The organism is Wenzhouxiangella sediminis (genome assembly GCF_003410055.1).
In the GTDB taxonomy this organism is placed as follows: Bacteria; Pseudomonadota; Gammaproteobacteria; order Xanthomonadales; family Wenzhouxiangellaceae; genus Wenzhouxiangella; species Wenzhouxiangella sediminis.
Genome location: NZ_QUZK01000022.1, coordinates 53,962 through 65,976, shown reverse-complemented (window position 1 = coordinate 65,976; position 12,015 = coordinate 53,962). Strand labels below are relative to the sequence as shown.

At 65.0% G+C, this 12,015-nt stretch carries 10 protein-coding genes and 1 tRNA gene; 9 read left to right on the top strand and 2 right to left on the bottom strand.

The annotated features are described in order from the left end of the window. Nucleotides 1-6: 6 nt before the first annotated feature. A complete protein-coding gene (locus DZC52_RS05165; RefSeq protein WP_116650058.1) occupies nucleotides 7-2,373 on the bottom strand; it encodes a prolyl oligopeptidase family serine peptidase in 2,367 nt (788 codons plus the stop codon). Nucleotides 2,374-2,556: 183 nt separating this feature from the next. Between DZC52_RS05165 and DZC52_RS05160 the strand changes: the two genes are divergently transcribed. The 8 genes from DZC52_RS05160 (at nucleotide 2,557) to truB (ending at nucleotide 9,993) form a co-directional block, all read left to right on the top strand. Further along, on the top strand, nucleotides 2,557-3,153 hold the full coding sequence (locus DZC52_RS05160; protein WP_116650057.1) for a DedA family protein: 597 nt from the start codon (nucleotides 2,557-2,559) through the stop codon (nucleotides 3,151-3,153). Further along, entirely contained in the window at nucleotides 3,138-3,833 is a 696-nt protein-coding gene (locus tag DZC52_RS05155; RefSeq protein WP_116650056.1) for a glycosyltransferase family 2 protein, read from the top strand. Before DZC52_RS05160 ends, DZC52_RS05155 begins: the two co-directional genes overlap by 16 nt. Nucleotides 3,834-3,908: 75 nt before the next feature. Next, nucleotides 3,909-3,985: transfer RNA gene (locus tag DZC52_RS05150), tRNA-Met, on the top strand. Nucleotides 3,986-4,079: 94 nt separating this feature from the next. Continuing rightward, nucleotides 4,080-4,556: a ribosome maturation factor RimP gene (gene rimP, locus DZC52_RS05145; protein WP_116650055.1), complete on the top strand. Its 477-nt coding sequence runs from the start codon at nucleotides 4,080-4,082 to the stop codon at nucleotides 4,554-4,556. Nucleotides 4,557-4,592: 36 nt separating this feature from the next. Continuing rightward, nucleotides 4,593-6,128, top strand: a complete 1,536-nt coding sequence (gene nusA, locus DZC52_RS05140; protein WP_245960765.1) for a transcription termination factor NusA — start codon at nucleotides 4,593-4,595, stop codon at nucleotides 6,126-6,128. Nucleotides 6,129-6,149: 21 nt separating this feature from the next. Further along, nucleotides 6,150-8,720, top strand: a complete 2,571-nt coding sequence (gene infB, locus DZC52_RS05135) for a translation initiation factor IF-2 (RefSeq protein ID WP_116650054.1) — start codon at nucleotides 6,150-6,152, stop codon at nucleotides 8,718-8,720. After that, nucleotides 8,720-9,067, top strand: a complete 348-nt coding sequence (rbfA, locus tag DZC52_RS05130; RefSeq protein ID WP_116650053.1) for a 30S ribosome-binding factor RbfA — start codon at nucleotides 8,720-8,722, stop codon at nucleotides 9,065-9,067. The genes infB and rbfA overlap by 1 nt, the downstream gene beginning before the upstream one ends. 32 nt (nucleotides 9,068-9,099) lie before the next feature. Beyond that, on the top strand, nucleotides 9,100-9,993 hold the full coding sequence (gene truB / locus DZC52_RS05125; RefSeq protein WP_116650052.1) for a tRNA pseudouridine(55) synthase TruB: 894 nt from the start codon (nucleotides 9,100-9,102) through the stop codon (nucleotides 9,991-9,993). On the opposite strand, the gene DZC52_RS05120 is transcribed toward truB, so the two are convergent. After that, complete coding sequence (locus DZC52_RS05120) at nucleotides 9,994-10,662, bottom strand: hypothetical protein (protein ID WP_116650051.1); 669 nt, start codon at nucleotides 10,660-10,662, stop codon at nucleotides 9,994-9,996. A gap of 81 nt (nucleotides 10,663-10,743) precedes the next feature. On the opposite strand from DZC52_RS05120, the gene DZC52_RS05115 reads away from it, so the two are divergent. Beyond that, complete coding sequence (locus DZC52_RS05115) at nucleotides 10,744-11,940, top strand: BaiN/RdsA family NAD(P)/FAD-dependent oxidoreductase (protein WP_116650050.1); 1,197 nt, start codon at nucleotides 10,744-10,746, stop codon at nucleotides 11,938-11,940. The last annotated feature ends 75 nt before the right edge of the window (nucleotides 11,941-12,015 follow it).

The following is a 12,015-nucleotide window of genomic DNA, read 5'->3' as shown; positions in this document are numbered from 1 at the left end:
TGTCTTTTATTCCCTCCCGATGGTGCGTTCGAACAGGTTCAGGATACGCCAGTATTCGTCGCGCCAGCTGTCCGGACGGGTGAATCCGTGCCCTTCCATCGGATACGACGCCATTTCCCAGTGGTTCTTTTCCAGTTCGATCAGGCGCTGCGCCAGGCGCACGGCGTCCTGGTAGAACACGTTGGAGTCGAGCATGCCGTGGGCGATCAGCAGGTGACCTTCGAGGCCATCGGCGAACTCGATCGGCGAGCTGCGCCGGTAGGCCTCCGGGTCGACCTCGGGCGTATTGAGGATGTTCGAGGTGTAGAAGTGGTTGTAGTGCGCCCAGTCGGTCACCGGACGCAGGGCGGCACCCGCTTCGAAGACATCGGGCGCCTTGAACATCGCCATGAAGGCCATGAAGCCGCCGTAGGAGCCGCCGTAGACGCCGACGCGCTCGGGGTCGGCGTCGTGGTTTTCCACCAGCCAGTCGACGCCGTCGATCAGGTCCTCCAGTTCGGGCGTGCCCATCTGCCGGTAGATGGCCGTGCGCCAGTCGCGGCCGTAGCCGGCGCTGGCGCGGAAGTCCATGTCGAGCACGTGGTAGCCGCGTTCGGTGAGCAGGTTGTGGAACATCTGCTCGCGGAAGTAGTTGGGATAGCGCAGCCAGGTGTTCTGCAGGTAGCCGGCGCCGTGCACGAACAGCACCACCGGATGCTGGTCGCCGCCCTGCGGCGGCTCGGCGCGGGCAGGGTAGAACTTGGACCAGACCGGCCGGTCCACGTGGCTCGACGGCACGGCAACGACTTCGGGCTGTTGCCAGTCCACGTTCCTGAAGGCTTCGGTGCGAGTGTCGGTAAGCGGCTCGAGTTCGCCCGAATCGAGGCGGACCAGGGCGGCCTGCGGCGGCAGGTAGGCCTCCGAGTAGCGAACCAGCACGCGTTCGCTGTCGCCCGGCAGGACGGTGAAGGACTCGATGCCCTTGTGTTCGGTGATGCGTTCGAGTTCGTCGCTGCCCAGATCCAGGCGGTAGAGGTCGTACTCGGTCGGGTGCGAGCGGTTGGTCAGCATCAGCACCGTCTCGCCGTCGCTGGCAACGACGGGGTCGAAGATCTCGAAGTCGCCGCTGGTGTGCTGCACGGGCTCGCCGGATCGCGCGTCGACGGTGTAGAAGTGGCTGTAGCCGCTCTGCTCGGACAGCAGCCACAGAGTCTCGGATTCGGGCAGCCAGCCGAACTCGTTGAAGTACCAGTTGATCCAGGCTTCGTCGGTCAGGCGGTGGCGGGCGTCCAGGGCCGGCGCTTCCGCGGTCGTATCGACCACTGCGAGCCAGCGATCCTTGTTGTCGATGGCGCGCAGCTGCACGGCGACCAGTTCGCCATCGGCGTGCCATTCGACGCCGCTGAGGCTGACGTCGCGAATTTCGTCTTCGCCGAGCGGGTCGATGTCCTGTTCCTTCTTCAGATCGGCCAGCGGGTCGGTGTCGATGCCCGGCAGGCCGTCGAGGGCCAGTTCGTGCTTTTCGCGGTTCTCCAGGTCCAGCAGCCACAGCTTGTGCGGGGCCGGGGCGTTTCGTCCGACGCGGGTGCGTACGTCCTCGACGTCGATGTAGCCGGACTGGGTCACGTAGTGCGGCATCTGGCCGGTCTGGCCGCCCTCGTGGCCGGCCGGCTGCACGGCGAGCAACAGCCAGCGTCCATTCGGCGACAGGCTCGAGGCGGCCGCTTCCATGCCTTCGCCCAGGTACCAGGGCGCGGCGGCGCGGCTGGAATCCTCACGGGCGGCCTTTTCGGCAGCCTCTCGCGCTTCCCGCTTGTCTTCGCGCTCGTCGCGCAGGCTCTCGAACAGGCGAAGCTGCATGCTTGCCAGTTCGTCCTCGGGCTCGGCGTCGGGCATTTCCTCGAAGCGCAGGTCGGTCACCGGCCAGCTCAGGCGATCGACCAGGTCGTGGACCCACCACTGGCTGCCGCGGCGGAAGATGACGCGGTCGCCTTCGGGACTGAAGTCCGGGTCGGTGTCGGCTTCGGTATTGCGGGTCAGCTGGAGCAGTTCATCGCGGCCCGGCAGGCGGGCGAACAGATTGCCCTCGCGCACGAAGACGATGCGGCCGGTATGCGGATGAAGGATCGGGTTCGCGCCATCGATGTCGGCCTGGTCGGCGTACGCCACTACGCTGTCCTCGCCGCTGTCGAGGTCGACGCGGTGGATGTCGAACAGCTCGCTGTCGTCGCGTTCGACGCGGTAGTAGACGGCCTCGCCGTCGAGCTGCCACCAGGCGGCCTCGACGGGCGGCCCGATCCACTGCGGGTCGGCCATGATCTGTTTCAGTTCGGGGGTCTCGGCCAGCGCGCTGCCGGCCAGCAGCGCAACGGCTGCAAGGAAAAGTCGCTTCATCGAATCATTGCGGTGTGTTGAGTTCCGAATCCGGATTCTACACGGGATGGCGGGGGCGTCCGCCTGACCGGGTCGGGGTCCTGACATGGATCGACGCCCGGTTGCTCGCGCTTGCGCCCCGTGACGGGCCGGTTACAATCCGTTGACAGTCATCAACGACAAGTGAATTCCGGGGAGAGAGGGATGCAGGAGGCGGCCGGAATCTTCCAGCCGGTGCTCGACCTTGTAGCCGCATATCCTTACCTGATGCTTTTCGTCGGCCTGCTGCTGGCCGGCGAAGTCGTACTCTTGCCTGCGCTCTACCTGGCGACCACCGGTCGACTGGACCCCGTCGCCGTGATCCTGGTGGCGGTGGTCGCCACCATGCTCTCCGACCTGGCCTGGTTCATGATCGGCCGATGGTCGCCCTCGGGCGCCGTGGAGAAGATGCGGCAGCGGCACTCCAGCCGGGTGGTCAATCGGCTGCAGGGCCTTTTCTCGCGCAACGGGCCGCGGCTCCTCTTCCTGTCCAAGTTCGTCTATGGCACTCGGATTGCGGCCCAGGTCCTGGCCGGAGCGCTGAACATGCCGTTTCGCACGTGGGTCATGGTCAATTTCGCAGCGGTCGTCACCATCACCCTGGCCATGGCCGGCCTGGCCTGGGGCGTGGTCGGCACGGCGCAGCATCTCGAACAACTGGTCGAGCACATCGAGGTGGCTTTCCTGCTGTTCCTGCTTCTGGCGATTGCGGCCTACCTGCTGGTCGGAACGATGATGAGGAAGCGATGGTTTCGGTCGTGATCGCCGCTTTCAACGAGGCGGCCACGGTGGGCCGGGCGGTCTCCGACGTGATCGGGCATCCGGAAGTGGAAGAGGTGATCGTGGTCGACGACGGCTCGAGCGACGAGACCGCCGAGCGCGCGGCCGCGGCGGGCGCCCGGGTCCTGCGCCTGAAGGACAACGGCGGCAAGGCGGCCGCGCTCGAGGCGGGGGTGGCGCAAGCCGCCAGCGACCTGTTGCTGTTCCTCGACGCCGACGTGACCGGACTGACCCACGAAGCGATCACGCGGATCGTGCGCCCCGTTGCAGAGGGCAGGGTGGACATGCACGTCGGATTGCGGGCCCGAAAGACGTTGTGGCTCAACCGCCTGCTGCACGTGTTTCCCATCATCGGCGGTGAACGGGCGGTGACGCGGCGCATCTGGAACCTGGTGCCCGAGCGTCACAAGCGCGGCTATCGCATCGAAGTGGCGCTCAATCACACCGCCAAGCGATACGGGCGCGGCATGAGCTTCGATCTGGTCACTGGCGTGACGCATCGCACCAAGGAGAGCAAATTCGGGTGGCGGCGCGGGATGGCTCGGCGCCTGGCGATGATCGGCCAAGTGACCGCCGTCACCTGGAGTCTTTACATCGTCGGTGGCCTTCGTGATATCCTCTCGCGTCCCGAGTCGGAGCAAGTCGACGACCGGGGCGGCTGATCTCCGGCCGACACGCGATTTTTCGGGATCGGGCTTGCAAAGAAACGGAGTCGATCCTATAATTGCGAATTCGATTGCGGGGTGGAGCAGTCTGGCAGCTCGTCGGGCTCATAACCCGAAGGTCGCAGGTTCGAATCCTGCCCCCGCTACCAGGTTTTTGGAGTAGAAAAAAGCCCCTGGTCAAAGGGGCTTTTTTCGTTCAGGGCCGAAGAAAGCCGTTTCAGGGCCGGAGAGATAGCCGTGGCAGTGAGCGACAAGCTGGAATCGTTGCTGGCACCGCTGGTCGAGGATCTCGGTTACGAGTTCGTCGGCATCGAGTACCAGTCCAATCCCAAGAATCGGTTGATCCGGCTCTACATCGACCGGCCGGAAGTCGGCATCGGCATCGACGACTGCGAGCGTGTCAGCCGCGAGGTGTCGGCCCTGCTCGACGTCGAAGACCCGGTCAGCGGTCAGTACACGCTGGAAGTTTCTTCTCCGGGCATCGAGCGGCCGCTGTTTACCGGCGCGCAGTTTGCGCAGTTCGTCGGCGAGATGGCGAAGGTCATGCTGGCCGCGCCCGTCGAGGGTCGGCGCAAGTTCAAGGGCGTGATCGTCAGCGCCGACGACGACGAGGTGATTCTCGAGGTCGACGGTGAGCGTCACACCCTGGTCGTCGCCGACATCCAGCGCGCCAACCTCGCTCCCGACGTGGATGCGCTGCTGGCGGAGAAGCGACATTAAGAACCGATTCGTAACGAGCTTTTGCGGAACTTGGCAATGATGAAGAAGGGCAAGGAAATCCTGCAGGTGGTCGAGGCCGTCTCGAACGAGAAGGGCCTGGACCGCGAGACGATCTTCGAGGCCATCGAGGCCGCGCTGGCATCGGCTGCGCGTCGTCGCCACCCGGAGGACGTCGACGTGCGCGTCGCCATCGACCGCGAGACCGGCGAATACGAGGCCTTCCGCCGCTGGGAAGTGATTCCCGACGAAGGCGAGACCGTCGGCGAGGGCGAGGACGAGGAAGAGGTCGAGCTGGAATCGGAAGACCGCCAGATTCGCCTTGCTGACGCCAGGAAGCACGATGCCGATCTGGAAGTCGGCGACTACATCGAAGAGCCGATGGAGCCGCCGGAGTTCGGCCGCATCGCCGCCCAGGCCGCCAAGCAGGTGATCGTCCAGCGCGTGCGCCAGGCCGAGCGCGCCAAGGTGGTCGAGGCTTACGAAGAACGCGTCGGCGAACTGATCAGCGGACAGATCAAGCGCATGGAAAAGGGCGGCATCATGCTCGACCTCGGCGAGAACGCCGAAGCCTTCATTCCGTCGCGGCACACGATTCCGGGCGAAACTGCGCGAATCAACGATCGCGTCCGAGGCTACCTCTACGAGGTGCGTCCGGAAGTGCGCGGTCCGCAGCTGTTCGTCAGCCGCACCATGAACGAGTTTCTCATCGAGCTGTTCAAGCTCGAAGTGCCCGAGATCGGTCAGGACCTGATCGAGCTCAAGGGCGCGGCCCGCGATCCGGGCCGGCGCGCCAAGATTGCCGTGCACGCCCTGGATGACCGCACCGACCCGATCGGCGCTTGCGTCGGCATGCGCGGCTCGCGCGTGCAGGCCGTCTCCAACGAGCTGGCCGGCGAGCGCATCGACATCATCCTTTGGGACGAAAACCCGGCGCAGTTCGTGATCAACGCGATGGCGCCGGCCGAAGTCCACTCGATCGTCGTCGACGAGGACACCAACAGCATGGACATCGCCGTCGAGGAAGAGAATCTCTCGCAGGCGATCGGCCGTGGCGGCCAGAACGTGCGCCTGGCCTCCGAACTGACCGGCTGGAACCTCAACGTGATGACCATCGAGGAAGCCGAGCAGAAGAGCGAGACCGAGGCGCGCACCATCCTCGAGATGTTCAAGACCAAGCTGGACGTCGACGAGGAAGTCGCCACGATCCTGGTGCAGGAAGGCTTCACCAACGTCGAGGAAGTGGCCTACGTGCCCGAGAGCGAACTGCTCGACGTCGAGGAGTTCGACGAGAACGTCGTCTCCGAACTGCGCCAGCGCGCCCGCGATGCCCTGCTGACGCAGATGATCGCTTCCGAGGAAGAGCTCGAGGAGCACAAGCCGGAGCAGGATCTGCTTGATCTGGAAGGCATGACCGATACCATTGCCTACCGCCTGGCCGAGAAGGGCATCCGCACGCGCGACGATCTGGCCGAGTGCGCCACCGACGAGCTCGAGGAAATCGAAGGGCTCGATCCCGAGCTGGCCGCCGACCTGATCATGAAGGCTCGCGCGCACTGGTTTGCCGAGGAATAAAACGAGATTCGAGGAATACAAATGTCTCAGGTCACTGTTTCACAACTTGCTGACGTATTGGGCGTTGACGTCAAGCGCCTGATCACCCAGCTCAACGAGGCCGGAATCGAGGTCAGCGAACCCGATGCCGCGGTGACCAATGAGGACAAGATCAAGCTTCTGACCTATCTGCGCTCGAGCCACGGCAAGGGCGAGACCGACGACACCACCCAGCCGAAGAAGGTGACGCTGACGCGCAAGAGCGTGAGCGAGTTGAAGGTGCCCACCGGCGGAGCCGGCCGCACGCGTTCGCGCGGCGCCGCGCCTTCGCGAACGGTCAACGTGGAAGTGCGCAAGCGCCGCACCTACGTCAAGCGCGGCGAGATCGCCGATCAGGACAAGGGCGATCCCGAACGCGAAGCCGCGGCCAAGGCCCTCGAGGAGGCCAAGCGCCAGCGCGAGGAAGCCGAACGCGCCGAACGCGAAGAGGCCGAGCGCCGCCAGAAGGAGGCCGAGGAGCAGGCACGCGTCGAAGCAGAAGAGCGCAAGAAGCGAGAGGCCGAGGAAGAAGAGCGGCGCAAGGAAGAAGATCGTCAGCGCGCCGAGGCCGAGGCCCTCAAGAAGGTCGAAGAAAAGGTCGCCCGCCAGGCCGCCCAGAAGGAAGCCGAGCGCAAGGCCGCCAAGGGCAAGAGTGAATCCGGCACGCGCTACGGCCGCGATGAACTGCACATCGCGCCCAAGTCCAAGCGCCGCAAGCCCAAGCGCAAGGGCGGCGCACGCGCGGCCAAGGTTGCCAGCAGCGTCAGCGGCGAGCACGGTTTCCAGAAGCCGACCGCGCCGGTCAAGCGAGAGATCGAAGTGCCCGAGACGATCACCGTCGGCGAACTGGCCAAGGCGATGGCCGTCAAGGCCGGCGAGCTGATCAAGGTGCTGATGAACATGGGCACCATGGTCACGATCAACCAGCCGCTCGATCAGGACACGGCCATCCTCGTGGTCGAGGAGATGGGCCACACGGCCAAGCCGGCCGAGGAAACGGACATCGAGCAGGAACTGGTTGCCGAGGTTGAAGAGACCGCCGACGAGGAGGACCTGGTCACGCGTCCGCCGGTGGTCACCGTCATGGGTCACGTCGACCACGGCAAGACCTCGCTGCTCGACTACATTCGCCGCGCCAAGGTCGCTTCCGGCGAGCAGGGCGGCATCACGCAGCATATCGGCGCCTATCACGTCGAGACCGACAACGGCGTGGTGACCTTCCTGGATACGCCGGGCCACGCGGCGTTCACCTCGATGCGCGCCCGCGGCGCGCAGGCGACCGACATCGTCATCCTGGTCGTGGCCGCCGACGACGGCGTGATGCCGCAGACCAAGGAAGCCATCCAGCATGCCCGCGCCGCCGGCGTGCCGCTGATCGTCGCCGTCAACAAGATGGACAAGCCCGAGGCCGATCCCGACCGCGTCAAGTCGGAACTGGCCGCCGAGGAAGTCGTGCCCGAGGACTGGGGCGGTGAAGAAATCTTCGTGCCCGTTTCGGCCATTAGCGGCGACGGCATCGACACGCTGCTCGAGTCCGTGCTGCTGCAGTCCGAGGTCCTCGAGCTCAAGGCCAATCCCAAGCGTCGCTGCCGCGGCGTGGTGGTCGAGTCCTCGCTCGACAAGGGGCGCGGCCCGGTCGCGACCATCCTGGTCCAGGACGGCACGCTGCATCGCGGCGACATGATCCTGGCCGGTGAGGAGTACGGCCGCGTTCGTGCCATGTTCGACGAAACGGGCAAGGCCATCGACGAAGCCGGGCCCTCCATTCCGGCCGAGGTGCTGGGCCTGTCGGGCGTGCCCAACGCCGGCGACGACGTACTGGCCGTGGCCGACGAGAAGAAGGCCAGGGAAGCCGCCGAGCAGCGCAAGCAGTCCGCCCGCGAGGGCCGCCTGGCCGAGAAGCAGGCCGCCAAGCTGCAGAACCTGTTCGACCAGATGGGCGAGTCGACCGGCGAACAGCAGAACGTCAACCTGGTCATCAAGGCCGACGTTCAGGGTTCGGTCGAAGCCCTGCGCGATTCGCTCACCCGCCTGTCGAACCAGGAGGTCAAGGTCAACGTCATCGCTTCGGGCGTGGGCGGCATCACCGAGTCCGACGCCAGCCTGGCACAGGCCTCGGGTGCGATCATCATCGGCTTCAACGTGCGTGCCGACGCCTCGGCCCGCAAGATCATCCAGGAAGCCGATCTCGACCTGAATTACTACAGCGTCATCTACGACGCCATCGACGACGTCAAGAAGGCCATTTCCGGTCTGCTGGGCACCGAAACCAAGGAAGAGATCATCGGCCTGGCCGAGGTCAAGGACGTGTTCCGCTCTTCCAAGCTCGGCGCCGTTGCCGGTTGCCTGGTCGTCGAAGGCGTTGTCAAGCGCGACAATCCGATTCGCGTCCTGCGCGACAACGTGGTCATTTTCGAGGGCGAACTGGAATCGCTGCGTCGTTTCAAGGACGACGCCAAGGAAGTCCAGGCAGGTACCGAGTGCGGTATCGGCGTCAAGCAGTACAACGACGTCAAGCCGGGCGACCAGATCGAGTGCTTCGAGCGCATTGAAGTGCAGCGCACGCTGGACTGATGAGCACGCCCCGCTCGGAACGCGTCGCGGGACTGCTGCGGCGTGAATTGGCCGACATCGTCCACAGCGAGTTCGAGTACGAAATTCCGCGCGGCCTGATCACCGTCACCGACGTGGAGGTCGCGCGCGACCTCTCGCACGCCAAAGTCTTCGTCGCCGTGCTCGAGATCGAGCAGGCCCCGGAAATCATCGAATTCCTCAACGAGCACGCCGGCCAGGTTCGGCACGAGTTGGGCAAGCGCATTCGCCTGCGCGTGACTCCCACGATCAAGTTCCTGCACGACACGTCCTCGGAGACCGGCGACCGCATCGAGCAACTCCTGGCCTCCGCCCGGAAGAAGGGTTGAGTTCCAGGCCGCTCCCGACTCCCAAGCGCTCCATGAAGGATCAACAGGCACCCAGCGGCATCCTGCTTCTCGACAAGCCTGCCGGCATCACCTCCAACGCCGCGCTGGGCCGTGCCAAACGCATCATCGGCATCAAGAAGGCCGGCCACACCGGCACCCTCGACCCCATGGCCTCCGGACTGCTGGCGCTGTGTTTCGGACAGGCCACCAAGGTAGCGGGGTTCCTGCTCGACGCCGACAAGACCTACGAGGCCGAAGCTTGCCTGGGCGTGACCACCGACAGCGAGGATGCCGAAGGCGAGGTGCTCGAGCGCAAGGCAGTGCCGGCGCTGGACGAGGCCGCCATCGAAGCCGTGCTGGCGCGCTTTCGGGGTGCCATCGAGCAGGTCCCGCCCATGCATTCGGCGCTCAAGCACAAGGGTCAGCGGCTCTACGACCTGGCGCGCAAGGGCGAAACGGTGGAGCGGCCGCCGCGCGCCGTCGTGATCCACGAGCTCGAACTGATCGATCACGACGAGCAGAGTCTGCGCCTGAAAGTGACCTGTTCGAAGGGTACCTACATCCGGTCGCTGGCGCGCGACATCGGCGAGGCGCTGGGCTGCGGCGCGCATCTTTCGGGACTGCGGCGGACAGCCAGCGCTCCCTTCGACATTCGCGACTCTGTGGAACTCGAGGCGCTTGAATCGTTGACGCGCGATCAGGCGCGCGCCCTTCTGGCACCGCCCGATCGCGCCCTGGAGCACCTGCCGGCGGTCGAACTCGATGAACAGCAGGCCGCACGGATGGCTCAGGGACAACGCCTGGCCGGCCTGCGGGCGTCGCATTCCGGGCAAGTGCGAATCTACGGCCCCGGGACCTTCCTCGGCGTGGGAGAGATGGACGGTATGGGCCACCTCAAGCCCGTTCGCCTGTTCACCGCGGGCTGATTACGGGTTCGTTTTGCCGCTTCGTGCGGGAAACAGGCAGGCCCTGAACGGCTCGCGATCAACGACATACCTGGCCCGCAGCCACTTGCGGCCACGCTCCACGAAATGGGCGTCGAAGCATTCGTCGAAGTGTGATTCGATGCGGGTGTGGCAGGATTCCTTCTCCCTGCATGCGACCTCGGCGGCCGTGCGCACGATATCGTGCTGGCGCTGGTACTGGCCGTCGAAGCTGGTGGCCGATTGCCAGAACATGAGGCCGATGACCGCGGGGAACAGTGATACCAGGAACACCCGCATGGGCCAGCCGCCCTCTGAGTCGCGCTCCATCTCGGCGTCCGGGTCGTCGCTGCCGGCCTTGAGCGGCTGATGTATCCCGAACAGCCACAGCAGGAAGTAGACCAGCTTGTAGTAGACGTACCACATGGCCAGCGCACCGGCGAACCAGGACAGGCCGAAGGCAATGTCGCCCGCCGTGTCGCCTTCCATGCCCAGGGCACCCAGCAGCATCATGAGCAGGCCCTGGCCGAAAATGACCGGCGCGAGCAGCAGGGAGAACGGAAACCCGGGGCTGGCCAGCTTGTAGAGCGCATAGAGCGCGATGATGAGAATCAGCGAGTAAATGGCCGCAGCGCGCCTGCGCGGGCGGCGGACGATTCTTGCGTCGGTCATCGATCGGTCCCCGGGATGGAAGCGGGCATCTTAGTCAGGTCGAGGCGCAGGGGCAAGCGCCGACTCGCGTAGAATGCCGCGATGGTCGGCGCTTCAAACAATGCGGAACAGTTTGACGTTTGCATCATAGGTGCTGGCGCCGCAGGCCTGATGTGCGCCATCACGGCCGGCCGGCGCGGGCGCAGCGTGCTCGTCGTCGACCATGCCAACAAGGTCGGCAAGAAAATCCTGATGTCCGGCGGTGGGCGCTGCAACTTCACCAACATGTACTCTGCGCCCGAGAATTTTCTTTCCGCCAATCCGCATTTCTGCAAGTCGGCCCTCAGCCGCTACACGCCCCGGGACTTCATCGCCCTGGTCGAGCAGCACGAAATTCCCTACCACGAGAAGAAGCTGGGGCAACTGTTCTGTGACCGCTCCTCGAAGGACATCGTGCGACTGCTGTTGGCCGAATGCGAAGCCGCGGGCGTGCAGGTGCGCACGCACTCTCCGGTCCGTATCGATCAGCTGGGACCACCGCATCACATGACCGGCCCGGATGGTGCGATTCATTGCGAATCCCTGGTGATTGCTACCGGCGGCTATTCCATTCCGAGGATGGGCGCGACCGGATTCGGCTTCGATTTCGCCCGGGATTTGGGACTCGAGATCCAGCCTACACGCGCTGCGCTGGTGCCCTTCGTGTTCGAGGGTCGCAAGCTCGAGCAGATTCGCGACCTGGCCGGCGTGTCGCTCGACACCTACAGCGAGGCCGGCGGTGCGGGCTTCCGGGAGAACATGCTGTTCACTCATCAAGGCCTGAGTGGGCCGGCCATGCTCCAGACCTCTTCCTACTGGCATCCCGGCGAGCCGGTCTCGATCGATCTGCTGCCCGAGATCGATCTTGCCGAGCACTTGCGGGAACTGCGCCGGAGTCGTCCGAAGCTGTCACTGAAGAACGCACTGGCCGACCTCCTGCCGCGCCGCGTGGCCGAACGCTGGTGCGAACTGTGGCTCCCCGACAAACCCATGGCCGAAGTCTCCGACGCGGATATCGAACAGGCCCGCCAACGACTCAAGCCCTGGCGCGTGTGGCCGGCGGGAACCGAAGGGTACCGCACGGCCGAGGTCACCATCGGCGGGGTCGATACCGGCGAGCTATCGTCCAGGACCATGGAGTGCCGTCAGCAATCTGGCCTGTTCTTCATCGGTGAAGTCGTCGACGTCACGGGCCATCTCGGCGGGCACAACTTTCAGTGGGCCTGGGCCTCCGGACACGCCGCGGGTGAAGTTATCTGAAGCAAGTGCCTGAACGGAAGGAACTGAAATGAACTTTTCCAGATGTCGCGTTCCAAAGGCAGAGGAACACGACAA

Bases quoted from the DNA above. Each gene is read 5' to 3' on its own strand.
- DZC52_RS05165 (WP_116650058.1), bottom strand. From the start codon at position 2,373: ATGAAGCGACTTTTCCTTGCAGCCGTTGCGCTGCTGGCCGGCAGCGCG.
- DZC52_RS05160 (WP_116650057.1), top strand. From the start codon at position 2,557: ATGCAGGAGGCGGCCGGAATCTTCCAGCCGGTGCTCGACCTTGTAGCC.
- DZC52_RS05155 (WP_116650056.1), top strand. From the start codon at position 3,138: ATGGTTTCGGTCGTGATCGCCGCTTTCAACGAGGCGGCCACGGTGGGC.
- nusA (WP_245960765.1), top strand. From the start codon at position 4,593: ATGATGAAGAAGGGCAAGGAAATCCTGCAGGTGGTCGAGGCCGTCTCG.
- infB (WP_116650054.1), top strand. From the start codon at position 6,150: ATGTCTCAGGTCACTGTTTCACAACTTGCTGACGTATTGGGCGTTGAC.
- rbfA (WP_116650053.1), top strand. From the start codon at position 8,720: ATGAGCACGCCCCGCTCGGAACGCGTCGCGGGACTGCTGCGGCGTGAA.
- truB (WP_116650052.1), top strand. From the start codon at position 9,100: ATGAAGGATCAACAGGCACCCAGCGGCATCCTGCTTCTCGACAAGCCT.
- DZC52_RS05120 (WP_116650051.1), bottom strand. From the start codon at position 10,662: ATGACCGACGCAAGAATCGTCCGCCGCCCGCGCAGGCGCGCTGCGGCC.
- DZC52_RS05115 (WP_116650050.1), top strand. From the start codon at position 10,744: ATGGTCGGCGCTTCAAACAATGCGGAACAGTTTGACGTTTGCATCATA.